This is a genomic window from Streptomyces sp. NPDC006691, assembly GCF_042869955.1.
Lineage (GTDB): Bacteria > Actinomycetota > Actinomycetes > Streptomycetales > Streptomycetaceae > Streptomyces.
Map to the genome: position 1 here is coordinate 62105 of NZ_JBIAGW010000004.1, position 26356 is coordinate 88460.

The 26356-nt window shown below is 71.2% G+C and carries 21 protein-coding genes and 1 pseudogene; 15 read left to right on the top strand and 7 right to left on the bottom strand.

Translation table 11 applies throughout. The annotated features are described in order from the left end of the window. Positions 1-31: 31 nt before the first annotated feature. Positions 32-1603 (top strand): glycine betaine/L-proline transporter ProP, encoded by a 1572-nt coding sequence (proP, locus tag ACFYNP_RS10340; RefSeq protein WP_388410827.1) that lies wholly within the window; start codon positions 32-34, stop codon positions 1601-1603. A 93-nt stretch (positions 1604-1696) separates the two neighbouring features. Here proP and ACFYNP_RS10345 read toward each other — a convergent pair whose 3' ends face one another. Further along, the gene (locus ACFYNP_RS10345; protein WP_388784418.1) at positions 1697-6478 is read right to left on the bottom strand and encodes a hypothetical protein; all 4782 of its coding nucleotides are present in this window, start codon (positions 6476-6478) and stop codon (positions 1697-1699) included. 113 nt (positions 6479-6591) lie between these two features. Here ACFYNP_RS10345 and ACFYNP_RS10350 point away from each other — a divergent pair, with 113 nt between their 5' ends. Then, on the top strand, positions 6592-7782 hold the full coding sequence (locus tag ACFYNP_RS10350; RefSeq protein WP_388410822.1) for an MFS transporter: 1191 nt from the start codon (positions 6592-6594) through the stop codon (positions 7780-7782). A 235-nt stretch (positions 7783-8017) separates the two neighbouring features. On the opposite strand, the gene ACFYNP_RS10355 is transcribed toward ACFYNP_RS10350, so the two are convergent. Then, on the bottom strand, positions 8018-9754 hold the full coding sequence (locus ACFYNP_RS10355) for an MFS transporter (RefSeq protein ID WP_388410819.1): 1737 nt from the start codon (positions 9752-9754) through the stop codon (positions 8018-8020). A gap of 272 nt (positions 9755-10026) precedes the next feature. Here ACFYNP_RS10355 and ACFYNP_RS10360 point away from each other — a divergent pair, with 272 nt between their 5' ends. The 3 genes from ACFYNP_RS10360 to ACFYNP_RS10370 all read left to right on the top strand — a co-directional run bounded on the left by ACFYNP_RS10360 (position 10027) and on the right by ACFYNP_RS10370 (position 13737). Further along, positions 10027-11172 carry a winged helix DNA-binding domain-containing protein gene (locus tag ACFYNP_RS10360; RefSeq protein WP_388785255.1) on the top strand — a complete coding sequence of 382 codons (1146 nt, stop codon included), beginning with the start codon at positions 10027-10029 and terminating at the stop codon, positions 11170-11172. A gap of 140 nt (positions 11173-11312) precedes the next feature. Further along, the gene (locus ACFYNP_RS10365) at positions 11313-12194 is read left to right on the top strand and encodes an NAD(P)H-binding protein (RefSeq protein WP_388410817.1); all 882 of its coding nucleotides are present in this window, start codon (positions 11313-11315) and stop codon (positions 12192-12194) included. Between the two features lie 262 nt (positions 12195-12456). Further along, on the top strand, positions 12457-13737 hold the full coding sequence (locus tag ACFYNP_RS10370) for a phosphatase PAP2 family protein (RefSeq protein WP_388410814.1): 1281 nt from the start codon (positions 12457-12459) through the stop codon (positions 13735-13737). Positions 13738-13969: 232 nt separating this feature from the next. Here the strand turns inward: ACFYNP_RS10370 and ACFYNP_RS10375 are convergent, their stop codons facing one another. The 4 genes and pseudogenes from ACFYNP_RS10375 to ACFYNP_RS10390 form a co-directional block, all read right to left on the bottom strand. Then, the gene (locus ACFYNP_RS10375) at positions 13970-14881 is read right to left on the bottom strand and encodes an NADP-dependent oxidoreductase (protein WP_388785257.1); all 912 of its coding nucleotides are present in this window, start codon (positions 14879-14881) and stop codon (positions 13970-13972) included. 406 nt (positions 14882-15287) lie between these two features. Further along, positions 15288-15902 carry a class I SAM-dependent methyltransferase gene (locus ACFYNP_RS10380; RefSeq protein ID WP_388784420.1) on the bottom strand — a complete coding sequence of 205 codons (615 nt, stop codon included), beginning with the start codon at positions 15900-15902 and terminating at the stop codon, positions 15288-15290. A 64-nt stretch (positions 15903-15966) separates the two neighbouring features. After that, positions 15967-16317 (bottom strand): annotated as a pseudogene (locus ACFYNP_RS10385) (hypothetical protein); the annotation flags it as partial. 444 nt (positions 16318-16761) lie between these two features. Then, entirely contained in the window at positions 16762-18114 is a 1353-nt protein-coding gene (locus ACFYNP_RS10390) for a hypothetical protein (protein WP_388784422.1), read from the bottom strand. Positions 18115-18476: 362 nt separating this feature from the next. Here ACFYNP_RS10390 and ACFYNP_RS10395 point away from each other — a divergent pair, with 362 nt between their 5' ends. The 10 genes from ACFYNP_RS10395 (at position 18477) to ACFYNP_RS10440 (ending at position 25779) form a co-directional block, all read left to right on the top strand. Then, on the top strand, positions 18477-19256 hold the full coding sequence (locus ACFYNP_RS10395; RefSeq protein ID WP_388784425.1) for an SDR family oxidoreductase: 780 nt from the start codon (positions 18477-18479) through the stop codon (positions 19254-19256). A 98-nt stretch (positions 19257-19354) separates the two neighbouring features. Further along, positions 19355-19528, top strand: coding sequence for a hypothetical protein (locus tag ACFYNP_RS10400; protein WP_100576237.1), 174 nt, complete (start codon positions 19355-19357; stop codon positions 19526-19528). A 297-nt stretch (positions 19529-19825) separates the two neighbouring features. Next, positions 19826-20074, top strand: coding sequence for a hypothetical protein (locus tag ACFYNP_RS10405; protein WP_388410803.1), 249 nt, complete (start codon positions 19826-19828; stop codon positions 20072-20074). 313 nt (positions 20075-20387) lie between these two features. Then, entirely contained in the window at positions 20388-20660 is a 273-nt protein-coding gene (locus tag ACFYNP_RS10410; RefSeq protein ID WP_388784428.1) for a hypothetical protein, read from the top strand. A gap of 251 nt (positions 20661-20911) precedes the next feature. Then, positions 20912-21805 (top strand): NAD(P)H-binding protein, encoded by an 894-nt coding sequence (locus ACFYNP_RS10415; RefSeq protein WP_388784430.1) that lies wholly within the window; start codon positions 20912-20914, stop codon positions 21803-21805. A 74-nt stretch (positions 21806-21879) separates the two neighbouring features. Then, entirely contained in the window at positions 21880-22251 is a 372-nt protein-coding gene (locus ACFYNP_RS10420; protein WP_388784433.1) for a darcynin family protein, read from the top strand. 106 nt (positions 22252-22357) lie between these two features. Then, positions 22358-22819, top strand: a complete 462-nt coding sequence (locus ACFYNP_RS10425; protein WP_388784436.1) for a MarR family winged helix-turn-helix transcriptional regulator — start codon at positions 22358-22360, stop codon at positions 22817-22819. 161 nt (positions 22820-22980) lie between these two features. Beyond that, positions 22981-24585: an MFS transporter gene (locus ACFYNP_RS10430; RefSeq protein ID WP_388785258.1), complete on the top strand. Its 1605-nt coding sequence runs from the start codon at positions 22981-22983 to the stop codon at positions 24583-24585. 107 nt (positions 24586-24692) lie between these two features. Further along, positions 24693-25277 (top strand): cysteine hydrolase family protein, encoded by a 585-nt coding sequence (locus tag ACFYNP_RS10435; RefSeq protein ID WP_388784439.1) that lies wholly within the window; start codon positions 24693-24695, stop codon positions 25275-25277. Positions 25278-25314: 37 nt separating this feature from the next. Then, entirely contained in the window at positions 25315-25779 is a 465-nt protein-coding gene (locus tag ACFYNP_RS10440) for an SRPBCC family protein (protein WP_388784441.1), read from the top strand. A gap of 21 nt (positions 25780-25800) precedes the next feature. Here the strand turns inward: ACFYNP_RS10440 and ACFYNP_RS10445 are convergent, their stop codons facing one another. After that, entirely contained in the window at positions 25801-26283 is a 483-nt protein-coding gene (locus ACFYNP_RS10445) for a hypothetical protein (RefSeq protein WP_388784444.1), read from the bottom strand. Positions 26284-26356: the final 73 nt, after the last annotated feature.

Below are 26356 nucleotides of genomic sequence, written 5' to 3' on the forward strand. Positions count from 1 at the left end.
GTTCGGCTCGGGGAGCCCGCAGACCGAGCGCATGGTGCGGACGCTGCTGCGCCGTCGCAAGAAGAGCCTGAGTGCGGACGACGTCAAGGTGGCCGACAAGCCCGCCGTGCGCCGGGCCGTGTCGGCGGCCGCGCTCGGCAACACGATGGAGTGGTTCGACTTCGGTGTCTACGCCTATGTCGCCGCCACCCTCGGCAAGGTCTTCTTCCCGTCGAGCTCGCCGGGTGCCCAGGTCATCTCGACGTTCGCCACCTTCGCCGCCGCCTTCGTCGTCCGGCCGATCGGCGGGCTCGTGTTCGGGCCCCTCGGCGACCGTGTGGGACGCCAGAAAGTGCTCGCCGTCACCATGATCATGATGGCGATCAGCACCTTCGCGGTGGGATTCCTGCCGGGATACAAGTCGATCGGGCTCGCCGCCCCCATCCTGCTGCTCGTCTGCCGGCTCGTGCAGGGCTTCTCCACCGGCGGCGAGTACGCCGGGGCCACCACCTACATCGCCGAGTACTCACCCGACCGGATGCGGGGCTTCCTCGGCAGCTGGCTCGACTTCGGCACGTTCGTCGGGTACTCGCTCGGCTCCGGCCTGGTCACCGTCCTGACCGGGGTCCTGTCGGAGGACCAGATGCTCGACTGGGGCTGGCGGATCCCGTTCTACATCGCCGGCCCCCTCGGCCTCATCGGCCTCTACATGCGGCTCAAGCTGGACGAGACGCCCGCGTTCCAGGAGGCCGAGGAACGCGGCCGGCAGGCGGCGGCCCGCGGCGGCGCCACGCCCGAGGAGGAAGAGCGTCTTGAGCAGGCGCGGATGTCGGGACGCGGCCGTCTCAAGGAGGTCTTCACCCACCACTGGCAGGCCATGCTCGTGTGCATCGGGCTCGTCCTGCTCTACAACGTCACCAACTACATGGTGACGTCGTACTTGCCGACCTACATGAGCACCACCCTCGGCCAGTCCGAGCTCACCGCGCAGCTCCTGGTGCTCGGCACGATGGTGCTCGTCGTCCTCACCATCACGGCCGTGGGCCGTTCCTCGGACCGCTACGGACGACGGCCGCTGTTCCTGTGGGGCGGCATCGCCATGGTCGTCCTCGCGCTGCCCGTCTTCCAGTTGATCCGACAGGGCGGCATCGTCCTGCCCGCCATCGGCTGCGTCGTGCTCGGGCTGCTCCTGGTGTGCTTCGCCGGGACGAGTGCCGCCACACTGCCCGCGCTCTTCCCGACCCATCTGCGCTACGGCGGCCTGTCCCTCGCGTTCAACCTCTCCGTGTCGCTGTTCGGCGGTACGACTCCGCTGGTGGCCTCGGCGCTGGTCAACGCGACGGGCAATGAGCTCGTGCCGGCCTACTACCTGATGGTGGCCGGCGTGATCGGGGTGATCTCGGCGCTGTTCCTGCGGGAGACCGCGGGCAAGCCGCTGCGCGGGTCCTCGGCCATGGTCGAGTCCGAGGAGGAGGCCCGCGAACTGGTGGCGCAGAGCCGCACCCACGCGGGCCGTCGGGCCCGTGACGTCTGGTTGCAGCTGCGCCAGGGCCATCTGCCCCATCTGCCGCACCGCTCCGAGGGGAAGGGGAAGAAGGACGACCGGAAGGACCGGTCCGGCTGACAGGGACCCCGGGGGGAGTTGCCCTGCGCTCTCAACTCCCCCTTCTGTCAAGGTGGTTGCTGGTGCAACGTCCGTCCGGAACGGGGCGCGGAGTCACGTCGCATCCCCCTGCTTCGTCCGGGACCGCCGCGCCCATGCCTCCGCGAACATCTCGTGCAGCGGCGCCGTGGGCAGGATCCGGAGGTACGGGGCGAGGATCTCGTCGCGCCGGAGCGGGCGCACCGCGTGGGCCGCCAGCTTCACGGTCTCCAAGGGGAGATGGGGGGCCTTGAGGTCGGTCCAATCGCCGGGCAGGAACAGCGTCCGGCCCGCCCGCGCCCGCTTCGCCTCGACCACCGCACCCGTGCCGAGCAGCTCCGTACGGACCTCGGCGTGCCGCGCGGCCGACCATCCGTTCCACCGCCGCACGTTGCGGTCGGTGGGCGCGGCCAGGGTCGCGAGCTGGAGGTGGAGCGCCGCCGCGTCCACGCCGACCGCCAGCTCCCGAGCCACCCGCGCGACGAGCTCGGGGCAGGACTGGCGAGGATCGGCCTCGTACGACCCGGGCGGCACCGCTCCGGACAGGGACCGGCGCATCATGCGCTCCAGGCCGCCGCCGACGAGGAGCGGGGCCACCCGGTCGAGCTCTCCCGACAAGTCGGTGACCTCCCTGACCCGGTACCACGCCTCGGGGCCGGCGACCGCCGCCGGACGCAGGAAGCTCTCGCCGCCCGGAGCGCACACCACCAGCGGGCCCGAGTCGTACGCGGTCGACGGCACGGGGCCCAGGGCCTTGCGGGCGTTCCCGGCCACCGGAAGCCGTCCGGGCCCGAACCGGCCCGCGATCCCTTCCGGGCTGTCCTCGACCCGGCCGTGCGCCAGCGCCATCAGCAGCTCCGGGCGATCCAGTTCGGCCCGCAGCCGCTCGTACAGGGCCACCGCCCCCGCCACCGCGGGGTCGCCCACGGGCCGGTCCGTCCATGCCCATGCCAGCGCGGCCGCCATCACCTGGTACGCCAGACCCACCTGGGTGCCGTACGGCGGCCGGGGCCCGGCCGGTGGCACCGCCCGGACGTCGACGCCCGTGCCGTACGCGCTCGCCGCCAGCTCCCAGCCCGCCGCCTCCACGGTGGCGTCGGCGGCGGCCTCGTATCCGCCCGCCAGCCGCCGGGCCCACACCTCGGGCAGGCCGAGGGCGGACTCCAGGGCGTCGGCCACGTCGTCGTGCACCGCGGGCAGCGCGCCGAGCCGCTCGCACCACACCCCGGCCATCCGTGCCGCAGCCTCTTCCACCCCGCCCGGCCGCCACAGCTCCGCCGGGTCCTGCGGGAGGGCGGCGGCCAGGACCGCCCGTTGCCCGTCCGGACCGAGCTTCGCGCGGAGCCGGTCGTAGGACTCGGCCACCATCGGGGGCGTCCGGTAGGGCGCCCCGCGCACCAGGCCACGGTCCTCCTCGCGGTCGGGCCGGCCGACGAGCCCCGCGACCACGAGCCGCGCCACGGGCCTTCGTACGCCGGTGAGTTCGGCGAAGCGCGCGACCGCCGCATCCGGCAGGGGGAGCGGGCCGTGCGTGCCGACCGCCGTCAGCAGGGCCCTCAGGCGGGCCGCGTCGTCCCGCTCGACCGTGACGAGCCGTGCCGTCACCGCCGCCGGAACGGGATCGCCCTCCGGATCCTCCGCCGCCGGCGCCACGAACCAGCGGCGCTTGCCTCCGGCCCGTACCGCCGCGCAGGCCACGGCGGTCCCGGCCGCCCGCAACCCGTCCAGGCCGGCCGCGTCGGAGGTGCGGCCCACCCACCACCGACTGCCCGCACGGGCGAAGGGCTGCTCGGCCCAGGTCTCCAGGAGCGCGAACAGCGCGGCGCGTTCGGTGTCCGGCGTCGGTGCCACCGCCGCTCGCCAGGCGGCGGCGTCGATCGCGCCGAGCAACTGCGACCAGTCGCACGGCGGCGCGGGCGGTGAGAGCCGGCGCACCTCCTCGGTGACCGTCCCGGCCAGGCAGGCACCGTCGGCGGCGAGGGCGCCGAGCGTCGCGGGCTGGGCGGCGTCCGGCGCCCGTCGCCAGGGATCGCGCTCTCCGTCGTGGACGAGCCCGAACAGGGCGGGCATCAGCTCGGTGTCCGGTGCTGAGCCGCGTGGCAGGACGGGTGGGGCCTCGGCAAGGATGGTGACGCGCCGGTGCAGGGCCCGTCGCCGCCGCTCCACCCGCGCCGCCCGCTCGGCCACCGCGGCCACGGCCTCGGCGAGCGCCGGATCGGTGATGCCCGGCACCTGCCTGGCCACGGCCGCCCGCAGTGCCTCCGGGCCGTCCAGCGCGGCCGTGAGCAGAGCATCCGCCGTGCGCTGCTCCAGCGTCCGCAGCACGCGCGAACCGGCCCGGTCCCGGGTCCGCAGCAGGTACCAGAACGCCGGGGGCAGGGCCACGCCCGTCGACACGGTGATCCTGCGCACCGGCTGCGTCCGTGGGCGGCGAGGGGTGTCGTGGCCGTCCAGCTCCCACAGCAGCGAACCGTCGGCGGCGTAGGCGCGCACGCCGGTCAGCGTCTCCGCTCCGGCCAGCACCACGTCCTCCAGTGCCCCCTCCGGCGCCGCCCACAGCGCCCAGGGCTCCTGGCCGGGCCGGTCGATGTCGAAGCGCGCCGCGCGGCCGTCGATGCTCCGCACCAGGAAGTGGTCGGGGGCGTGGTCGCGGTGCCGGGTGCGGAACAGCACCTGGGTCCCCACCAGGCCGTCCCGGGAACCCAGCGGTGAATCACTCAACTCGGCCGGTAGCGGTGCCAGTTGGAGGATTTGTGGCGCAAGCGCCATGCCTTCCACGGACGGCTCGGACAGCTCGGACAGCTCGGACGGCTCGGACGTGGAGTCGGTGCTGGCCGGGCGTGCGGGGAACTCGGGTAGCGGTACCGGTCCGTGCGGCTCGCCGGTGACCGGGTCGACCGCCTCCCAGTCGCGCGTCCCGTACACCCCCCTGGTCCAGATCCGGGAGCCGTCCCGAAGTTGTAGCTCGTCCCCGTCGATGCCCTCGGTGCCGCCCGGGCGCAGCGCCCGCAGACCGCCGTGCCGGCCGCCGCCGTCCGCGGTCTCGAACTGGAAGCCGTACGCACCGTCCAAGGTGCCGCCGAACGGCACCAGACCCCTGGCCTGGTCCGGGATGAACGGCTCTTCGGGGCGGTCGGACCAGACGGCGGTGTCGCAGTGGAAGGGGCTCGGCTTGAGTGTCCAGCTCACCAGGAACGAGCCGCCCACGTAGTGGACGGCGAACATCGTCGCATCCGCCGGGACCGTGAAGTCGCAGGAGGCGCGCACTCCGTCGGGGCCGACGGCCACCGCCCGGTCCCGTCCGAAAACCGTGAGCACCGGCCAGGTGGCCGTCACTCCGGCCACGCCCGGCGCGGGGCTGCCTGCCTCCTGCGGACCGGCCTCCTCGGCGAATCGCGCGTACTCCTTCTCCAGCGCGGGCCAGGACAGTTCCTCCGGAAGGCCGGCGGTAAGGGAGCGGCGCAGCGCGCCCGCCACCGCCGCGTCCGCGAGGGCGTCGGTGATCCCGCCGAGTGCCGTCACCGTCGGCCGGTCGAGCAGGATCCCCAGCTCGGCCACCGCCTCCTCGGCCCCGGCCATGCCACCGCCCGCGAGGGTGTCGACGAGCTTGCCCACGCGCCCGGCGACCCCTTGGGCGATGCCGTCGTTGCCCGGAAGCAGCGTCACCGCCGACCCGGGACGCCGGTGTGCCGTCGACCAGTTGGGAAGCAGGTCCGCGTGCACGGTCCCCTCCAGGCGGGGGCCGAACACGGGGTCGGCGGCCAGCGCGACGAGATCGCGCCGGGACGACTCGCCCCAGAACCGCAGGCGGGTCTCGGGGCCCGGATCGACGACTGCGACCTCCGCCGCGAGCAGGGCGTCCAGAACGTCCGCGTCCAGGGCGGTGTAATGGTGCCGGGTGGTGTGCACCGTCACCGGTGTGCCCGCCGCCCGCAGCCGGGGCCCCAACCGGCCCACCAGATCGAGGAATTCCGCCGGCAGCTGCTGCTGCCCGACTCCGCCGCCGCGCTGGGCGGCGTACTGGTACATGCGGGTGTAGTTGCCGACCCACTGGTGCAGGCCGCCCTCCGGGACCAGCCTGCCGTCCGCCATGGCCTGCGCGGCGCCGCTGCCGATGAGCACCCGAAGCCACGCGCCGCCGTCGACCGGCCCGGTGGGGAAGACCTCCAGGAGCCCGGCCGCGACCGACGGCCCAGGCTGATGAGCCGTCAGAACCGGCTCGGCGGCTGCCAGAAGCGCGTCCGGGACCGACTTGGCCCGCGTGACCGACAGGATCGCGCCGAGTATCCGAGCGACCTCCTCGTCGCCGTGTCCGGCCGCCTTCGCGGAGGCCCGGGTCCGGCGCACCAGATCCGCCGGAAGGTCCGCGGCCGAACCCGCCCACGCGGTCAGGAACTCGCCCAGCGCCGTGTGGGCCGCCGCCGGGTCGAGCGTTTCGGCGAGGAAGCGCTGATGTGCCCCGAACTCCTTGGCCGGAATGGCCCCGCCCGCCGCGAACAGCAGCGCGTTGGCCCTGCGGTAGCCCGGATCCACCGGCAGTCCGTGCTCGGCCTCGGCCGCCCGCGCCGCCGCATAGGCCCGGCCGCCGGGCTTGCTCCCGTGGCCGAGCAGCCGATGCCCCACCGTGTCCCAGAACCACGGCAGATGCTCCGGTGGCAGCCGCCGCGACCGGGCCGCCATCGCCTCGACGAACCGGCCGGGCCTGGTCCAGGACCGGCCGAGCTCGCCGTGCATCTCCTCCACCAGGGCGCGCGCGGCCTCGGCGGCACCCGGGTCGTGGGCGGTGACCCAGTCGGCGTACGTGGTCGAGAGGTGCGTACCGGCGCCGGGCAACAGGGAATCGGGCGAGACGATCATGCTGTGGATGGTCGCACGCCCCACTGACATCGCCGCCGGCGAGCGGGGAGTACGGCGGCGCGCCCGGCACCGCGGGCCGGGGCGGAGCGGCTCGCGGCGTTACCGTCGGTGCCATGGACGGTGATCTTCGAGGATGGCGTCAATGTCTGCTCAGTGGGGCGGTGTTCGCCGTGTGCATGGCGGGCACCACGCTCCCGACCCCCCTCTACGGCCTCTATCAGGACAAGTTCGGCTTCTCCGAGCTGACGGTCACGATCGTCTACGCCGTCTACGCCTTCGGGGTCATCGGCGTGCTCCTGCTCGCGGGCAACGTGTCGGACACCGTGGGCCGACGGCCGGTGCTGCTCTGCGGCCTGGGCTTCGCCGCCGTGAGCGCGGCGTGCTTCCTGTGGGCCGACGCCCTCGGCTGGCTGTACGTGGGCCGGCTGTTCTCGGGTCTGTCGGCGGGACTGTTCACCGGGGCCGCCACCGCCTATGTGATGGACCTGGCGCCGCGTGACGGCGCCGCACGGGCCACGTTCGTGGCGACGGCCGCGAACATGGGCGGGCTCGGCTGCGGACCCCTGCTCGCCGGACTGCTCGCGCAGTACGCGGGCCACCCGCTGTCCCTGCCGTTCGTCGTGCACCTGGCCCTGGTGGCCGCCTCGGTCGCGGTGGTGCTGTGGCTTCCCGAGACCGTACGGGAGCGACAGCCGCTCAGCAGTGCGCGGCCGCAGCGGCCGGGGCTGCCGGCCCGGGTACGGCCGGTGTTCGTGCCCGCGGCCATCGCGTCGTTCGTGGGGTTCGCGCTGTTCGGGGTGTTCACGTCGATCAGCCCCGCCTTCCTCGCGCAGTCCCTGAACGTCGAGAACCACGCCGCGAGCGGTCTGGTCGTGGCGCTCGCCTTCTTCGCCTCGACCGGCGGTCAGTTGGCCGTTGGCCGGGTGGGCCTGCGGCGTTCGCTGCCCGCGGGCTGCGCCGCCCTCCTGGTGGGGCTCGCCCTTCTCGCGGGGGCGCTCCGCTGGGACCTGCTGCCGCTGATCGTGCTGAGCGCGCTGGTCGGCGGCTTCGGGCAGGGGCTGACCTTCCGTGCGGCGCTGTCCGCGGTGGCCCAGGCATCCCCCGAGAACCATCGAGCGGCGGTGATCTCCACCCTGTTCGTGGTCGCCTACACGGGCATCTCGGTACCGGTGATCGGGGTGGGCGTCCTGGTGGGGCCGCTCGGCCTGGAGGGCGCGGGCCTGGTGTTCATCGGCTGCATGGCGGTGCTGGCCTGCTTCGCGGCCGCCTACCTGCTGAGGCGGCCCGTGTCGGACAAGGACTGAGCCTCGGGCACCGCCGCCGGAAGGTGTGCGGCCCTGGGACAGGCGGACCGTACGGGAAGAGGCGTGAGGCTTCCGGGCAGGCGGACCGAACCGGGACAGGCGGACCGTACCGGAACAGGCGTGAGGCCCCCGGACCGGCGGGATGTTCCCGCCCGGCCGAGGGCCTCACGCCTGTTGGGCAGCGCCCGCGGACCGGAGTCGCCGACCGATCCGCCGTGCGATCCCGGCCCCGGGACTACAGAGCGGGCACCGGCAGCGCAAGGTCCACCGTCACCGGGCCCTCGCCCCCGTGGTGGGTGGCCGAGGACGCCAGCGGCGCGTGGCCCGCGGCCGTCGCGGCCAGCACGTAGGCGCCGCCCCGCGGTACCGGCACCGCGTACCGGCCGGTCTCGTCGGTGTGCGCGGAGCCGGCCTGGCGGCCGTGGTGGTCGATCAGCGTGACCTTGGCGTGGGCGACGGGCGAGCCGGAGGCGCCGATGACCTGGCCGTGGAAAGCGGCCAGGGCCTCGGTGGCCCGCTCCAGGACCGCGTCCTCCTCGCTGCTGGCGCGCAGCTGCGGCTTGGCCGCGGGGCGGCCCTTGGGCAGGAAGACGGCGAGCGCGAGGCCACCCGCCACCGCGGCCGTGGCGATGAGGAACGAGACGCGGAAGCCGTGCATGGTCGGCAGCGTGACCGAGCCGAAGTTCTGCGAGGTGTTGGCGAGCACCATGCCGATGACGGCGCTCGACACCGACGTACCGATCGACCGCATCAGCGTGTTGAGGCCGTTGGCCGCGCCCGTCTCGGACGGGTCGACCGCACCGATGATCAGCGCCGGCAGCGAGGAGTAGGCCAGTCCGATGCCCGCACCGACGACGACCGAGATGATGATGGTCTGCCAGGCCGCGCTCATCAGGCCGAGACCCGCTCCGTAGCCGATCGCGATGATCAGCATGCCGAGGATGAGGGTGGTCTTCGGGCCGTACTTGGCCGAGAGACGGGCGTAGACCGGGGCCGTCAGCATCATCGTCAGGCCGAGCGGTGCCACGCACAGACCGGCTACGACCATCGACTGACCGAGGCCGTATCCGGTGGCGGAGGGCAGCTGGAGCAGCTGGGGGAGTACGAGGGAGATGGCGTAGAAGGCGACGCCGACCATCGTGGAGGCGAGGTTGGTGAGCAGCACCTCACGCCGGGCCGTGGTGCGCAGGTTCACCAGCGGTGCCTTGACGCGCAGCTCCATCACGCCCCACAGGACGAGGACCAGGACCGCAGCGCCGAGCAGGCCGAGGGTGGTGGTCGAACCCCAGCCCCAGTCGCTGCCCTTGGTGATCGGAAGCAGCAGCAGGACCAGGCCCGCGGAGAGGCCGAGCGCCCCGAACACGTCGAACGTGCCCTCCGCCTTGACCCGGCTCTCCGGTACGAAGACGAGGGTCAGCACGATGGCCACCACACCCAGGCCCGCCGAGCTGAAGAACAGCGCGTGCCAGTCGGCGTGCTGGGCGATCAGGGCGGCGGCCGGCAGTGCGAGTCCGCCGCCGACGCCTATGGAGGAGCTCATCAGGGCCATCGCCGAGCCGAGCTTCTCGCGGGGCAGTTCGTCGCGCATCAGGCCGATGCCGAGCGGGATGGCGCCCATCGCGAAGCCCTGGAGGGCACGGCCGACGATCATCACGATGAGCTGGTCGGTGAAGCCGGCGATCAGCGATCCGATCACCATGATGGCGAGGCTGAACAGGAGCATGCGGCGCTTGCCGTTCAGATCCCCGAGCCGGCCCATGATCGGGGTGGCCACGGCGCCGGCGAGCAGCGTCGAGGTCATGACCCAGGTGGCGTTGGACGGCGAGGTGCTGAGCAGCTCCGGCAGGTCCTTGATGACCGGCACGAGCAGGGTCTGCATCACCGCGACCGTGATACCGGCGAAGGCTAGGACGGGGACGACACCACGTATGCCGCGCGGCGCGGCCTGCTGGTCGGTCGTCGGCTGGGACATGACGGAGCCTCCGGAGGCTGGGTGAGGTCGGCGGCGGCCCCTGAGCGGGGTACGTGTGGCTTGAACCCGTTTCCCCAGGCGACTATTCCGGCGGGCTCTTATGAATTCCACATCTCCGCCAATCTTGACCTGGATGGGGAACGCTTGACCTCCTCATTGCCTTGGGGTCCGTCGTCCGGAAGCCGCACCTCCGCACACCGGCCCGACATGCGGTTCCGGTGCAGCAGGGGGGACAGGGGGGACAGGTGGGGGCGGTGCGGCAGAATCCGGGCATGAAGGTCACCGGGCGTGCACTCAACCGAGCCACTCTGAGCCGTCAACTCCTCCTGGAACGTGCCCAGTTGGGCGTCGGCGACGGATTGAAGCAGCTCGTCGCGCTCCAGGCCCAGCATCCGGCATCCCCCTACATCGCGCTCTGGAACCGGCTCTCCGGCTTCGATCCGGCCGAGCTCGACGCGGCATTCACCCGTCGCCTGGTGGTCAAGGCGCCCCTGATGCGCATCACGCTGCACGCGGTGCGGGCGGAGGACTATCCGGTCTTCCGTGCGGCGATGCAGCCGACGCTGTACGCGTCCCGCCTCGGCCACCGCTTCGCCGCGGCAGGCCTCACGCCGGCGGACGCCGACGAGCTGACGCCGGAGCTGCTGGCCTTCGCCGACCGGCCGCGCACCATGGCCGAGATGCGGGCGTGGGTCGGGGAACGGGTCGGCGCCGAGCGCGGGGACGGGGGCTGGTGGGGGCTGAGGGCGTACGCACCGCTCCAGCACGCCCCGACGAAGGCGCCTTGGGCGTTCGGCTACCGGCCGTCCTTCGTGGCGGCCGGGACGCCGCGCGCGTTCCACGGCCGGGAGCCGGACCCGGAGGCGCTACGGGCCCTGGTCCTGCGGTACTTGGCCGGTTTCGGGCCCGCCTCGGTCGCGGACGTGGCCCAGTTCCTGATGATGCGGCGGTCGGACGTGCGTCAAGCCCTGAGCGCTCCGGACGGCATCGTCGAACAGCTCCAAGGGCCGGACGGGCTCACCCTGTTCGATCTTCCGGACGCACCGCGCCCACCCGCTGAGACCCCGGCGCCACCCCGGCTCATGGCCATGTGGGACAGCGCCCTGCTGGCCCATGCCGACCGCGGCCGGCTGATTCCGCCCGCGTACCGGCCCCTGGTGATCCGCAACAACGGCGATGTCCTGCCCGCCGTGCTGGTGGACGGATATGTCGTCGGGGTGTGGCGGCCCACGGCCGACGGCGTCGAGGCGACTGCCTTCCACCCGCTGACACGGGCCGTCTGGGAAGGGCTCGCAGAAGAGGCCCGGTCCCTGGCCGAACTTTTGGCCGGTCGTGAGGCTGCGCCCTACAGCCGCCACCACCACTGGTGGGCCAAGCTCCCCGAGGCCGAAGTGCGGCTGCTCCCCATGGCCCGGTGACTGACGCTGACCGAAATAGGACAGGCGCCGACCGACTCTCCTTCTAGCCTGTCCGAGTCGCCGATGTCGTTCCGCCACTGGAACACACAGAAGCCACAGAAGTCATCAGAGCCACAGAAGCCATCGAATGGGAGGCAGCCATGCAGATCGCCGTCACCACGCCGACCGGCAACGTCGGCCGTCATGTCGTCACCGCGCTGGTGCGGGCCGGTGTCCGGCCGCGCGTCCTGCTCCGTGATCCGGCCCGCCTCGCCCCCGAGGTCCGCGACGAGGTGGACGCGGTGCGGGTCGACCAGTACGACGCCGACTCGGTGGTCGCCGCCACGCACGATGTCGACGCCCTGTTCTGGGTCGACCCGAGTACGGCGAGCGGCGATCCCCTCGCCGACTACGCCCGTGCGACCACCAGCGTGGTGCGGGCCGTCACCGAGAACCGGATCGGCAGGGTCGTCTTCCAGAGCAGCGTGGGCGCCGAGAAGCGCCACGGCGCCGGAGAGATCGACGGGTTGGCCCTCACGGAGACTGCGCTGGACGACACCGGCGTCGATGTCACCCATCTGCGATGCGGCTACTTCTTCACCAACCTGGAGCTTCAGCTCGACGCCGTACGGGCCGGCCTCCTCCAGGTTGTCCTGCCGCTCGACCAGCCCATGGCCTGGGTGGCGCCGCGCGACATCGCGGAGGTGGCCGTCACCCGCCTCCTGTCGTCCGCGTGGTCGGGGCGCTGCGTGCAGGCGGTGCACGGGGCCGCCGATCTCACCTGGCAGCAAGTCGCGGAGATCCTCACCGCGGCCACCGGCCGGCGGATCGACGTGGAGCGCATCACCGACGACGCCATGCGCTCCCAGCTCCACCGAGCCGGAATGCCCGACGGAATGGTCGAGTCCGTTCTTGGTATGTCGACCGGCCTTCGCGAGAACTTCGTCCCCGAGCAGCATCGCACCGTCCGCACCACCACCCCGACCACCCTTGCGGCCTGGGCCTACGACCACTTGAGGGGGCGGATCGAGGACGCGTCGTAACTACGGCGCGGCTCGTCCCGGGATGTGGGTGCACGAGGTCACCCAGGACCAGCGAAACCCACCCACACCACTCGGATAACATGATCGGCGCTGATGATCCTGTCCTCGGTGCGCTACATCACAATGACGAACTCCTCCAGTACGAAGAGTGACCTGTTAACCAACATCTAACAAATCGGCCAAACAATTGACAACGATATCACCGCGGGTGTTTTCCCGAATAAACAACAAAATTCCGTCGACGTGGCGTACGCCGCGGGCGATGATATGGGCTGCGGTGGTCGTGGTGGCCCTCGGGTTCCTCATCGTGCTGGAGGTCGCGGCGCGTCATTACGGCCAGCCGGGCCCGATCACGAATCAGGCGAAAGAAGTCATATTCGCCCCCAAGTCCGGCCCCCTGCTGTACGCCAGTATGGCGCTGATGATGGTGGTGCTGACCTGGCGGCAGCGGGCCATCGCCATGGCGGCTGCCGTCGGCATCGACATTGCCTTCTTCCTGATTCGCTGGGCCGTCGACGCCAAAATGATGTTCGGCAATGGCGCGCTATGGGTGATTCTGGCCTGTATCGTCATCGCTTTCACACGCCGCACCGGTCAGGAACGTGTCCTGCTCCTGAAGGGCGTCGGGCTGGGACTGCTCCTCGTGGCGGGCCGAAAGACGGGCGACGCCTGGCTCCTCATTACGTCGAAGACCCGCCCGACGGTACTCGACCAGTATGTGGCGACCGCCGATCACGCACTGGGCAACCCTTCGTGGCTGGTGGGCCGGTTCGTGAAGTCGACCGGCCCGGTCGGCGCCCATATTCTTGATTACGTATACATCCAGCTTGCGGTGGCAGCGGTCATCGTCGCGCTCTATCAGCTGCGCAATGTATCGACCGAGCGCCGCTTCCCGGCCCATCATCTGGTGCGGACCTTCCTGGTCATCGGCCTGCTCGGGCCCGCCTTCTACATGATTTTCCCGGTGGTCGGCCCCATCTTCGCCTATGGTGCGGACGGCGGGCACTGGGCGGTGGCCAATGTGTGGCCCAATTCGGCTTCGATCAGCGTGCCCCACCATATGCCGTTCAATGAGATAACCCCGCGCAATTGCATGCCAAGCTTGCACACGGCCTGGGCAACCACCATTTTCATTCACTCCCGCAAGGGGCCGAAGCTCCTCCAGATAGCGGGCGCGTTCTGGTGGATCGCGACGCTCGGCGCGACACTGGGATTCGGCTATCACTACGGTACCGACATCATCGCCGGCGTCGTTTTCGCGCTCACCATCGAAGCGGCCCTTCGGTCGCTCGCCCGTGGCTGGGACCGATCGGGAGCGCTCCTTGTCGCGTACGGTGTGGCCGTCTTCACCGCATTCCTGGTCTCCTACCGCTATCTGTCGATGACGATGGCCCAGCACCCCTGGATATTCGGTCCTCTTCTCATGCTGGCGACGTTCTCGGTGATCCACTACTTCATCCGGACCACGAAGCAGTGGGAGCCGCAGGCCGTCCCCGTACGGAAACTGGAACCCCAGGCCGGACCGCAGCCCGAACTCGTCTGAGTGCTCTGAGTGCTCTGAGTGCTCTGGCTTTGCGTGCTCTGCGCGCGTCGATTGCCTCGACTGCTTTTGAGCGCCCTGACCGCTTTTGAGAGGTCGGCACGGCGCGCTTGTGGATTCGGTCGACCATCGCTTGTCCCGCCCCGGCCGCGCCGCATCCGACTCCTTGAGGGATGAGGACGCGGCCGCCGGCGGAGCGGCACCCGGGTTGCCCCACGCCAGGTGCGAGGCGCGGTCACTCGCCGGAGCCGGCCACCAGCACGATCTTCCCGCGTACGTGACCGGTCTCGGCGGCGCGCTGTGCCTCCGCGACCTCGGCGAGTGGGTAGGTCACCACCGTCGGCGGCGAGAAGCGCCCGGACTCGATCAACCCGCCGATCTCGGCGAGCACATGGACCGCGCGGCCGGAGTCGCCCCGGCTGAATGCGACGCCGTATTTCCGTGCCCCCTCGAAGTCGGCGATCGTGATGACGTGTTCCGGCCGCCCCGCGAGCTGGATGAGCTCGGGCAGGACGCCGCTCCCGGCCACGTCGAGTGCGAGGTCGACTCCCTCCGGCGCCAGCGCCCGAACGCGATCGACCAGACCCTCGCCGTAGGCGACCGGCTCGGCGCCGAGCGAGCGCAGGTATGCGTGGTTCCCCGCACCCGCGGTGCCGATCACGCGCGCGCCCCGCGCCACGGCGAACTGAACCGCCGCGCTTCCGATGGTGCCCGAGGCGCCGTTGACGAGCAGTGTGCAGCCGGCCGTGACGCCGAGCTGGTCGAGGGCGCGCGTCGCCGTCTCAAGGGCGGCGGGCAGCGCGGCGGCACCGGGAAAGTCGAGCGGCCGGGGGACCGGCGCGTAGAAGGACAGCACCGCCAGCTCGGCCTGCGCCGCCCCTGCGCCGCAGAAGCCGAACACCCGATCGCCCACGGCCACGTCCATGACCCCCTCGCCGAGGGCGTCGACGACACCGGCGGCCTCGTAGCCCAGGGTCTGCGGCAGCTCAGGATCCATCAGCCCCTGGCGCTTCTTCCAGTCGCTCGCGTTGACCCCGGCGGCGCGGACCGCGATCCGGACTTCGCCGGGGCCCGGCTGCGGATCGGGGAGATCCACGAGTTCGAGCACCTCGGGCCCGCCGAACCGGCTGAAACGTACTGCCCTCACCATGGACTCCGATCATCGTGCGGGGGGCCGCGCCTGCCGCGCGGGCCGGCTGAAACGTAATGGCTGTGGCAGCACCTCCGCCGCCCCGCTGCTCCGCCGCCCCGCCGCCCCGGCGGCCCGAGGCGTGTGCGGCGCCGGGCAGGATGGCGGCATGGACCTCCGCGAGACCGGCAGCGAGTTGAGTTCGGCCATCGAGGCCGCCCGCTCACCGTCGTGGTCCGTCCGAGCGGCGGCCGGCCGGCGACTGGCGGCCGCGGCGGCCAGCGGGCGAGGCTGTGATCGTGGCGGCAGGCTCCCCGTAGGTAGGTAGGTAGGTAGGTAGGTAGGTAGGTAGGCAGGCGGGCAGGTAGGTAGGCAGGCGAACGCGACGGCCGGTTCCCGGTGGGCGAGCGGATGCCGACGCCACTCAGCCGCCGGGCTTCTGCCAGGTCAAGGAGTATCGCCGCAGCACATGTCGTCGGTACCGCATGCCGGGCAGCAGCCGTTCCGCGCTCTCTCGCACTTGGCCGTAGCTCATCTCCGGGGTGGCGATGGGCATGCCCTCCGGACCTCGCGCGCGGCGGATCACCTTCGCGCCCCGGACGATCGGCGCGGTCGCGATCATGGTCGCCCACTCCTTCGCGCTGGCCTCGCGTCCCAGGCCGACCACCACCAACGTGCCGCCTGGGTGCAGGAGTTGACGCATGCGGAGCAGGGCACCCTCGAAGTCCATGTGGTGGATCGTCGTGACCGAACAGATGAAGTCGTAGCCAGTGGTGGGCAGTTCGGCGGTGAGGAAGTCGCCCTCAAGGAACGTGAGATCGCCGTGGGCGTCGGCCAGTTGGCGGGCGCGGGCGATCATCTCGGGCGACTTGTCGATTCCCGTGACGGTCTTCGCCCGCCCGGCGAGCTTGCGGGCGAGCAGCCCGTCCCCGCAGCCCACGTCCAACGCGCCGCCGCACCCCTCGGGTACGGCGCGGAGGATGCCCGGGTGCCGGGCGACATTGGTGTTCCAGTACGGCTGAGGGTCGGATCGGCGCATCGGCCCACCATAGGACGCGGTCCGGGGCCGCCGAAGCCGAATGGCTCCGGGGCCCCCGGCCCCAAGGCTTCCGGCGAAGGGGTGTGGTGATGGGGGCGCCCTCCTGTCGGAGCCGGGAGTGTTCGTTGGCGTTGGCGATGGCGATGGCGATGGCGGTCACGGTGAAGGCGACGGTCGCGTTCCTCGGCCCGGGGCCGTGGCCCCGCTCGGTCGAGGCTTCGCCGGAGCGCCGCACCAGCACGATGTCGGCCGCGGAATCGTCGCGACTGAGACAGACGCACTCGTCCCCGAGGTACACCGCGTCCCGGAACCCGAGGTACCCGGTGAAGAACTCGGCCGAGGCGGCCGGATCGTCGACGTGCAGGGCAATGGCCGAGGCGGTGATGTTCATGGGGTCCCTGCGCCGGTGTTCCATGCCGGCGGCCGAGTCCCGTCGCGCTGGGGGCCGCAGGCACAGGAGAAGCGGATGCGGGTCGCGTGCCCGGATACCAGGCGGATGGACGTCGAGCTGGTGGAAGGGGTGTCGCACTCACAGGTCATCTGAAACTGCCCTCGGTCGGGATCGCTCCTCGCCACCGGCCGTGTTCCGGCGACACCTTCAGCATCCGGCCGGGAGGCAGGGGGGGGATCAACGGCCGTTTTCGCAACGACCCTTAACCCAGGGGTTCATGAACGGAGGCCGAGGCGGGCGGAGCCGCGGAAGGGTGGGGGCGCGGCGGGGTGGGGGGCGCGGCGGGTCCGCCGTCGTCCTCCGAGGGGAGCAGGGGCGTGCGTACAGACGCCCCCGTCACCGACAGCCCCTGACAACATCCGTCACAGACATCCGTCACAGGCACCCGCCCCACGTGGCCCTGCGCGCTCAACCGCCGCCGCAGCCGCCGCAGCCGTGTCCGCTGCCTCCATCGCCGCCGCCACACCCCGCCCCGCCGTCCCCCCAGCGATTGCGTCGCCCACTTGAAGGTGGCTGTGTCCCCGGGCGGGACGTCGGTGTCCCGGAGACGCGCCGGCGTCGGCGCGCTTCCTGCCGCTCGTCCCGCTCGCGCCTCACACGCTCCTCCTCCTGCACCCGTGCGCGCCGCGTCGCGTGCCGGACCGCGCCGTCGGCGGGCTGCCACGGGCGAAGACCGTGGCGGCGTAGGGGAAGCAGCCGGGCGACCGTCACGACCGTGTGCGTCTGCTCGTACGACTCGTGCGTGCGGCGTTCCATCACCGCGTGCTCCACGGCGATCTCGGCGCCTTCGCGTGGCACCCCGTAGAGAATGGCCTCGAAGGGCTCTGCGTGCGGATCGATGTCGTAGTGCCCGACCTCCGGCCCATAGGCCGAACTCGTGCCGAGGAAGCGACCCCGGTGGGTGTCGCGGCCCTTCGGCCGGTACGCGATCAAGGGCCGGCCCGAGGGGGTCAGCGCGTCCGGATACAGCCAGTGGTAGCCGTGCGGGCCGATCCGCACGGCCACCTTGAAGGCCGGCTGCCGCTCGTCGTGCAGCCGCCGCGCCGCCCGGTACGCGACGTGGCCCCACCCGTACGTGGTGGTGCCCGCGACCAGCAGGACCAGGCCCACGGCCTGCTGTCCCAGGGCGTCGTAACCGGGGCCCCCGGACGGGGAGGAGAGGTTCCTGGCGACGCCATCGGTCAGGATGCCGAGCGCGACGAGACAGAGGGCGAGCCCGAGGTAGACCTGGCGAAATCCGCGGTAGCCGTCCGACTCCGGGGTTCCGTCCGGGAGCGGAAGGCGGCGGTGCCCGGCAGCCGCGAGGGAGGCGAGCGCGCTCTGCCTGCGACGGGCCCGCAGGCGCAGGCTCGCGCCCGTCAACGCCCAGGCGCAGAGGGCCAGTTCCAGGACATGCCCACTTCCGGTGTGCCCGTCGAAGGGGTCGAACGGCGTCGAGGACACGGCGGCGTCCAGTGCTACCACGAGCGCGGCCGGCACGGTGACCGCCGGAAGGAAGCGGTACCAGAACGGCAACGCCGCGAGGAGGACGTTCGCGGGATAACCGCGCCAGTCAGTGCCGCCGCCCGCTGCGCCGGACCAGGCGGAGGTCAGCGAGTACGACGTGGCGACGGCGATGATCAGAATCCAACTGCCCCCGGCCGGTGCGAACATCACCGGGACGCGGGCCTTCGCCCAGCGCTCGGCAGAGGTACCGGACCACGCCGCCTGCCCACTCTCGGGTTGAGCTCCCGGCGGCAGCCGTTTGACGTGGTCCCCCATGGCGTGCCCCTTCGGCGTCGTCCGGCGCTGACGCCACTCGGTCCTGGCCTGCCCCATGGGGCAAAGCCCGCAGCACCGAGGCGCTCAACACCCCTGTGCGGCAGCTGAGTTGACGGTGGCCGTCACTGTGTGCCCGGCAAGTCTGCACGACGGGTGGCCGAGGATCCAGCCCACTCCTCGGGCCCGAGGCGCAGTGACAGCGCCGGCGGCGGTCCTCTGCCCGGGTGTGGCGCACCCAGGCAGCAGCCGTCCTGGTGGGCCGCCCCGCACCTGACGAGACTCGGTCGGGCACCGCGGTGCTCCGGAGTCGTCGACGTACCTCGTCACGAGCACCTCGTGCTGCCCAGAGAGGGAGACCACGCATGACCCAGTCCACCCCATACGAGCCCACGAAGTACGTGCGAGCCACGCCCGAGCCCGCCAAGGTCGTGGCCATCACCGGGGCCAGCAGCGGGATCGGCGAGGCCACCGCCCGACGGCTCGCGGCCGACGGCCACCGCCTGCTCCTCGGAGCCCGCCGCGCCGATCGCCTGGAGGTGCTGACGAAGGAGCTCAACGCGGCCGGCGGCACCGCGCAGTTCCAGCGCCTCGACGTCACGGACGCGGCCGATGTACACGCCTTCGTCCGCGCCGCAGAGGAGCGCTTCGGCCGGCTGGACGTGCTGGTCAACAACGCCGGAGTGATGCCGCTCTCGCCCCTGGACGAACTCAGGACCGAGGAGTGGGACCGCATGATCGACGTGAACGTGCGCGGGGTCCTGCACGGTATCGCGGCCGCCCTGCCGGTCATGCGGACCCGGGGCGGCGGACACTTCGTGAACATCGCCTCCGTCGGCGCGTACGAGGTCTCGCCCACCGCGGCTGTGTACTGCGCCACCAAGTTCGCCGTCCGCGCGATCTCCGAGGGGCTGCGCCAGGAGTCCACCGGAAACATCCGGGTCACCCTCGTCTCGCCGGGCGTGACGGAGTCCGAACTCGCCGACCACATCACCGATCCCGCCGCCCGAGCGGCCATGAGGACCTACCGTGCGGTGGCCCTTCCCGCCTCCGCCGTCGCGGACGCCATCGCCTACGCCTTGGCCCAGCCTCCACAGGTCGACGTCAACGAGATCGTCGTCCGGCCGGCGGCAAGTGCCCAATAACGCCCCAAGTCCCTCGGAACGGGGCGGGGTTCCTGTCAGGGGGTTCCTGCTGGTGAGGTGGGGTACCCGGCGGGCATCAACCGGATAGGGGAGAAGCCATGCTGGCCATAGGCGCCGCGGTTCTGTTCATCATCGCGTTTCTGATCAACGCAGCGGACATATCGACCAATCACGTGTTCACCTCCACCAACGTCATGCTGATCGGCCTCGCTCTGCTGGCCCTGCACGTCGCGGGCATCGGCAATGGCTGGTCGGGGCGCAGGCGGCGCTGAGCAGGGAGGGGCCGGGGTGCGGCGACGCCGTCGTGCGGTCCGCGTCGCCGCCCTGTCGCTGTCCCTGTAGTCGCTCCGGGACTGGACAGGGCATCAAGGTAAAAGTGAAAGAGTGAGTCGCTTTTACGGGGGTTTCCGGGGGCGTGCATGGTTTAACTCGCAACTGCTTAATGCTCCCGCGCGCCCGAGTGACACGCGTATTCCGTCCGGGCATCGGTGATAAAACTGTCGTTGTCCAGCTCGTCGGACGGTGTTACAAAACAGAAAGGCGGCGTCATGATTCAAGGCGTCAAGCGTGTGATCGCTCTCGGAGCGGCGACGGCCGCGCTCACCGCGGGGGTGGCTTTCTCCTCGGTCGGTGCCGCGGAGGCGGCCCCGCAGCACACGGTCGCGGCAGCGGCTCACGGCGGCAAGGAGAAGTGCCACGTGGTCAAGGGCTACTGGACGAAGACCTGGCACAAGCCGACCCGCGACCGGCACGGCAAGGTCCACCCGGGGTACTGGACCAAGACCTGGCACAAGGCCCGCAAGGTCTGCCACCGCTAAAGCCGGCCGGCTTGCGCAAAGAGTGTGCGAGCCCTCTCTAAAGAGGTCATAAAAAACGGCGTGGCGCCTCCTGTAGAAATTTCTACAGGAGGCGCCACGCCGTTTTATTCACTGCGCACTTCTGTGAATTCCCTGTGCGGGGAGGGGGTTCGGGGGCGAGGTATTTGGATAACTGTGCCCTGCGGTGGGCCCGTGCGCTGTGCGGCGTGGATCCGAGCGGTCCTCGACCAAGCGGGGCGCATTGTCAGTGGCTCCGTCTAGCGTCGAATACCTGGGACCGGACCGGCCGGGGCCGACGATCGAGGGAGTGGGCATGGGCAACATCAGCATCGACACGAAGGCGCTGCCGCGGCTCCTCACGGACGGCTCGGCCGGCCCTGGGGCCTCGGGCCACGGGATCTCGTACCAGCAGGCATTTGCCGACCTGGCCGCCACGCACCGGGGCGAGCCGCCGAGTCGTATCGTGCCGCTCCTGCGCGGCGCCGCCGACCGGGCGCTGCTCGGTTTCACGTCGGCGGATCTGTACGAGCAGGCGGAAGCGATCAGCAGCGGGCGCCCCTACGAGTTGAGGATCACCCTCACCTAGGGCGTCCACGGCATGTGCGGCCCCTACGGCCACTACGGCCTCCAGGACTCTCGGGTTGCTGTAGTGGCTGTAGCTCCTGTGGTTCCTGCGGCCTCTCGGGCTGCGCGTCCGTCGGGTCGCAGAGCGTTCGGGCTGCTCACCTGGGTAATTCCACTTCAGGCAATGATTCAGTGCCGAAGTTCCCATTGTGGCAACGCTGCCGGCCTTCGCAGGATGAGGGCGTACCGAACGGCACAAGCAATGAGGTTTTCATGATCGTCATTACCGCTCCCACCGGGAACATCGGGCGCCACCTGCTCACTCGACTCCTTGAGGCCGCGCCCGCGTCGGGCGAGGAGCTGCGCGTGATCGTGCGCGATCCCGCCCGGCTGTCCGACGAGGTGCGCGGGCGCGTCGAGGTGGTCACCGGCTCACACGGCGACGCCGACGTCGTCGACCGCGCCTTCGAGGGCGCGGACGCCGTCTTCTGGCTGGTCCCGCCGGACTCCGCGCTCACGCCGGCCGACGGCTACAGCGGTTTCACGCTCCCTGCCGCGAAGGCGCTCGCCGCCCACCGCGTCGGCCATGTCGTCGGGGTCTCCGCGCTCGGCCGGGGCACGCCGCTCGCTGATCGGGCCGGCCTCGTCACCGCCTCACTGGCCATGGACGACCTCATCGCCGACAGCGGGGTCGCCTACCGGGCCCTGGCCAATCCGTCCTTCTTCGAGAACCTCCTGGAGGAGGCGGAGTCGATCCGCGACAAGGGTGTCTTCACCGACAACGTCGAAGCGGACCGCAAGGCCCCGCTCGTGGCCGTGGCCGACATCGCGGCGGTCGCGGCGAAACTGCTCCTCGACCGTTCCTGGACCGGCGTCGACAGCGTTCCGGTCCTCGGGCCGCAGGACATGTCCCCCAACGACCTGGCCCGTGTCATGACCGAGCAGTTGGGCCGACCCGTCCGCTACGAGCGTCAGCCGCTCGACGAGCTGTACAGCACCCTCATCGGCTACGGCCTCAATGACTCCTTCGTCCAAGGCATCGTCGACATGAAGCGGGCCAAGGACGAGGGCCTCGATGCCGGCGTCGTCCGGACCCCGGCCACCGCGTCGCCCACCAGCTTCGAGCAGTGGTGCGCCAAGACGCTCAAGCCCGCCGTCCTGTCCTGAAGACCCGTGGTCAGCCGCCAGGGGGCCACCAGGCTCCAACTGGCGACCCAACAAGCCGTTTTGGAGGCACGACGATGCCCGCTGAGGAACTCGGGACCACGCCCCCCGTCACCGCGTTCATGCTCGTCAAGACCACACCCGAGTGGCTCGCGCTGACCGTCGAGGAGCGCGTGGCAGCCTTCACCACCCAGGTCGTCCCCGCCGTCAAGGCGAAGACCACCGGCGTCCGGTCGCGGTTCTACGACACGGAGTTCTACTCCGCACGCGTCACCGACGTCTGGGTGTGGGAGGCGGAGGACCACCACGCCTATCAGCTCCTGATCGACGCGCTGCGCGAAACCCCGTTCTGGGACCGGTACTTCGAGGTCGTCGACCTCCTCGTCGGCACCGAGAACGGCTACGCCCGAACGTATGGGGTGGAGGCGGTCACCACGATCAGCACCTGACCCCGCGAGCGCGGCCGACGGTACCGGGCCGGGCGGGACGGTACCGGGCCGGGCTCGCGACGCCCCCAGTTGTTACGACAGGTTAATAAGCCTATTGTAACTATCCATGAAAGACGTCATACCTCCTGCCGAAGCCGAAGCCGAAGCCGCCGAAGAGCTGGCGGCGACGCTCAAGCTGGCCGTCGGTCGGATAGCCAGGAAGCTGCGGCAGGCGCACGCCGTGGGAGACACGACACTGTCCGAGGTGTCCGTGCTCGCCCGGCTCGAACGGGACGGGCCGGACTCGCCGGGGGCCCTCGCGGAACTGGAGCGCGTCCGGCCACAGGCCATGGCCACCACCCTCGCCGCCCTTGAGCAGCGCGGACTGGTCAGCCGGGAGCCGGATCCCTCGGACCGGCGCCGGGTGGTGATGACGGTGACCGACGCGGGGCGCACGGTGATCCGGGACCGGCGGTCGGAGTCCGTGCAGGGGCTCGCCAACGCTATCGAGGCGGAGTTCACGCTCGCCGAACGCCATGAGCTCGTCACGGCGCTGTCCCTGATCGAACGACTCGCGGAGCGGCTGTGACCACCGAGGGCCCCCGATCCGGCAAGGCCGGTTCCGGCGCGACCGCAGCAGGCCGGACCGGTTCCGGCGAGGCGGCCTCCGGCGAGGGCGGCCGCCGCAAAGAGGACCGCTACAGGGACGACCGCTACAAGTGGGTCGCCCTCTCCAACACCACCCTCGGCGTGCTGATCGCCACGATCGACGGTTCGATCGTGATCATCTCCCTGCCCGCGATCTTCCGCGGCATCGGGCTCGATCCGCTGGCCCCGGGCAACATCGGTTATCTGCTGTGGATGATCCTCGGCTATCTGCTGGTGTCCGCCGTGCTGGTCGTCTCGCTCGGGCGCCTCGGCGACATGTTCGGCCGGGTCCGCATGTACAACATGGGCTTCGCGGTGTTCGCCTGCGCCTCGCTCGCGCTGTCCCTCGATCCGTTCAAGGGCGGTGGCGGAGCTCTGTGGCTGATCGGTTTCCGGGTCGTGCAGGCCGTCGGCGGCTCGATGCTCACGGCGAACTCGGCGGCCATCCTCACCGACGCCTTCCCGACGCGACAGCGTGGCATGGCGCTCGGCGTCAACCAAATCACCGCCCTGGCCGGTCAGTTCCTCGGCCTGATCGTCGGCGGTCTCCTCGCCACCGTGGACTGGCGGGCGGTGTTCTGGGTCAGCGTGCCGATCGGCATAGTCGGCACCATCTGGTCGTACCGCAGTCTGCGCGAGACCGGCAGCCGCAGGCCGGGGCGGATCGACTGGGCCGGGAACCTGACGTTCACGGCGGGCGCCGGCGCGCTCCTCGCGTCGATCACGTACGGAATCCAGCCCTACGGAGGCCACTCGACGGGCTGGACCAACCCCCTCGTCCTCGGCGGCCTCGGCGCGGGCGTACTGCTCCTGGTGATCTTCTGCGTGGTCGAGACGCGCATACCCGAGCCGATGTTCCGACTGAGCCTGTTCCGCAACCGGGCCTTCGCGGCGGGGAACATGGCGGCGCTGCTGACCTCGATCGCCCGGGGCGGCCTGCAATTCATGCTGATCATCTGGCTCCAGGGCATCTGGCTGCCCCTGCACGGCTACGACTTCGAGCGCACCCCGCTGTGGGCGGGCATCTTCATGCTTCCGTTGACGTTGGGCTTCCTGATAGCCGGGCCGGTCTCGGGCTATCTGTCGGACCGGTTCGGGGCACGGCTCTTCTCGACCAGCGGGCTCGTCCTCGTCGCCTGCTCCTTCCTCGGGCTGCTGGCCCTGCCGGTCGACTTCTCGTACCCCATGTTCGCGGCGCTGCTGCTGCTGAGCGGGGTGGGCCAGGGCATGTTCTCGGCGCCCAACACCTCCGCGATCATGGGCAGCGTCGCGCCGGAGCAGCGCGGGGTGGCGTCGGGCATGCGCTCGACGTTCCAGAACTCGGGCACCGCCCTTTCGATGGGACTCTCCTTCTCCCTGATGATCGTCGGCCTCGCCGGTGCGCTGCCGCACGCCCTGAGCAGCGGCCTCCAGGCGCAGGGCGTGCCCGCGGGCACGGCCGCGCAAGTGGCGGGGCTGCCACCGGTCAGTACCCTGTTCGCCACGTTCCTCGGCAACAACCCGATCAGCCATCTGCTCGCCCCCAGTGGGGTGTTGGACACCCTGCCCGCGCACAACGTCGCGGTCCTCACCGGGCACAGCTTCTTCCCCGAGCTGGTCTCGGGCCCCTTCCATGACGGTCTCGTCACCGTGTTCGGCGTGGCCACGGCCATGTCCCTGGTCGCCGCGCTCGCCTCGCTCCTGCGCGGCCGACGCCCGACCTCGTAACCGCCCACCGCGGAGCCGCCCCCACGGGCGGACATGCGACCACGACCGGCGGACGTCCGACCACGACCGGCAGACATCCACAGAACGAAACGCGAAGGATCTCACGCATGACGAACAGCGACAGCGCCCTCCTCGTGATGGACATCCAGCGGGGCATCGTGGACCGCTTCCCCGAGAGCGTTACCGCCGACTATCTGAGCCGCGTCGGTACGGCGATCGACGCGGCCCGCGCGGCAGGGACACCGGTGGTCCACGTCGTCATCGGCTTCCGGGCCGGTCACCCCGAAGTCAGCCCCCGCAACAAGGCGTTCGGCGCGGTCGCCGGTTCGACGGCGTTCGTCGACGGCGACCCCAGCGCCGAGATCCACCCGGCCCTCAGGCCGCGGCCCGGCGAGGTGGTCGTCACCAAGAAGCGGGTCAGCGCGTTCGCGGGCAGCGACCTCGCCATGGTCCTGCGCGGCGCCGGTGCCACCCACCTCGTCCTGGCCGGCATCGCCACCAGCGGTGTGGTCCTTTCCACCCTGCGTCAGGCCGCGGATCTGGACTTCGGCCTGACCGTGCTGTCCGACGGCTGTCTGGACGGCGACGCGGAGGTGCACCGGGTGCTCACGGAGAAGGTCTTCCCGCGGCAGGCCGACGTGGTCGGCGTCGACGAGTGGGTCAAGGCGATCGGCGAGCGGCGGATCGGCTGAGCCGCGCGGCGGTGGGCCCGCGCCTAGACTCGGGACCATGAGCAGGACAGACCGCGCAGACCGGAGGATCGAGGTCCCCGCGCATTCGGTCTACGGTGCGCTCCTGGACCGCGACGCCCTGGAGGCGTGGCTGCCGCCGGACGGGATGCGGGGCCGTATCGAGCGATGGGAACCACGCGCGGGCGGCGGATTCCGGATGGTGCTCACCTATCTGGATCCTGCCGAGAGCCCCGGCAAGACATCGGCGGCGACGGACGTCGTCGACGTCGGGTTCGCCGAGCTCGTGCCGGGTGTGCGCGTGGTGCAGCGGGCGGTGTTCGAGTCGGACGACCCGGCGTACGCGGGCACCATGACGATGACCTGGGACCTCGTCACCACTGGCGAGGCCACCGACGTGACGGTGACTGCCACCGGTGTCCCGCCCGGCATCGACCAGGCCGCCCACGAAGCGGGCATCGCCTCCTCGCTGGCCCACCTCGCCGCGTATCTGGAGGCCGACTAGCGATGCCGCCCGGCACTCCGCTCAGGTGCGGGTGCTCTTCCGCTCGGACGTCTCGTGAGCGTCGGTGCCTCTCCTCGCCGCGAGTGCCGTCGCGACGGCCAGGAGGAACACCGCGGCCGCGGCGGATCCCCACGGAGAGCTGTCGCCCTCGACGGTGGGGGAGACCCGGCGCGCCGGGTCGTAGGAGATCCGCAACTCCCCGCCCTTCTTGGCGAGTTGACGCCCTTCGGTGATTTCGGCCGGGTAGCCGCCGGGGCAGTCCAGCGTGTAGCGGTACACGGTCTTGGAGATGCTGCCTTCGCCGGAGGACTCCAGCACCTTGCTCTCGACCTCGCGCACACCGCATGTCACGTTCCCGCTGCGGGCCGTGGCCTCCTCGGCCGTCTGCACGGTCAGGAAGAGCCCGAGGGCCATCAGGAGCGCACCGAAGAACGCGCCGCTTCCGGCGGCGAGCGCGAAGTACAGTCCGGCGGCGAGGACGATCAGTACCGCTCCACCCGCCACCGCCACGGTCCCCGACGGCGGAGAGGCGCTACCGAAACACCATCGGGCCCATGCGTACGCGGCCGTCGCGGCG

Excerpts from the sequence above, each read along its gene's own strand:
- ACFYNP_RS10415 (WP_388784430.1), top strand. The coding sequence starts at position 20,912 with ATGATCGTCATTACCGCTCCCACCGGGAACATCGGGCGCCACCTGCTC.
- ACFYNP_RS10390 (WP_388784422.1), bottom strand. The coding sequence starts at position 18,114 with ATGGGGGACCACGTCAAACGGCTGCCGCCGGGAGCTCAACCCGAGAGT.
- ACFYNP_RS10440 (WP_388784441.1), top strand. The coding sequence starts at position 25,315 with ATGAGCAGGACAGACCGCGCAGACCGGAGGATCGAGGTCCCCGCGCAT.
- ACFYNP_RS10355 (WP_388410819.1), bottom strand. The coding sequence starts at position 9,754 with ATGTCCCAGCCGACGACCGACCAGCAGGCCGCGCCGCGCGGCATACGT.
- ACFYNP_RS10395 (WP_388784425.1), top strand. The coding sequence starts at position 18,477 with ATGACCCAGTCCACCCCATACGAGCCCACGAAGTACGTGCGAGCCACG.
- ACFYNP_RS10420 (WP_388784433.1), top strand. The coding sequence starts at position 21,880 with ATGCCCGCTGAGGAACTCGGGACCACGCCCCCCGTCACCGCGTTCATG.
- ACFYNP_RS10365 (WP_388410817.1), top strand. The coding sequence starts at position 11,313 with ATGCAGATCGCCGTCACCACGCCGACCGGCAACGTCGGCCGTCATGTC.
- ACFYNP_RS10350 (WP_388410822.1), top strand. The coding sequence starts at position 6,592 with ATGGACGGTGATCTTCGAGGATGGCGTCAATGTCTGCTCAGTGGGGCG.
- ACFYNP_RS10370 (WP_388410814.1), top strand. The coding sequence starts at position 12,457 with ATGATATGGGCTGCGGTGGTCGTGGTGGCCCTCGGGTTCCTCATCGTG.
- ACFYNP_RS10400 (WP_100576237.1), top strand. The coding sequence starts at position 19,355 with ATGCTGGCCATAGGCGCCGCGGTTCTGTTCATCATCGCGTTTCTGATC.
- proP (WP_388410827.1), top strand. The coding sequence starts at position 32 with ATGGTGCGGACGCTGCTGCGCCGTCGCAAGAAGAGCCTGAGTGCGGAC.
- ACFYNP_RS10410 (WP_388784428.1), top strand. The coding sequence starts at position 20,388 with ATGGGCAACATCAGCATCGACACGAAGGCGCTGCCGCGGCTCCTCACG.
- ACFYNP_RS10425 (WP_388784436.1), top strand. The coding sequence starts at position 22,358 with ATGAAAGACGTCATACCTCCTGCCGAAGCCGAAGCCGAAGCCGCCGAA.
- ACFYNP_RS10435 (WP_388784439.1), top strand. The coding sequence starts at position 24,693 with ATGACGAACAGCGACAGCGCCCTCCTCGTGATGGACATCCAGCGGGGC.
- ACFYNP_RS10380 (WP_388784420.1), bottom strand. The coding sequence starts at position 15,902 with ATGCGCCGATCCGACCCTCAGCCGTACTGGAACACCAATGTCGCCCGG.
- ACFYNP_RS10345 (WP_388784418.1), bottom strand. The coding sequence starts at position 6,478 with ATGATCGTCTCGCCCGATTCCCTGTTGCCCGGCGCCGGTACGCACCTC.
- ACFYNP_RS10360 (WP_388785255.1), top strand. The coding sequence starts at position 10,027 with ATGAAGGTCACCGGGCGTGCACTCAACCGAGCCACTCTGAGCCGTCAA.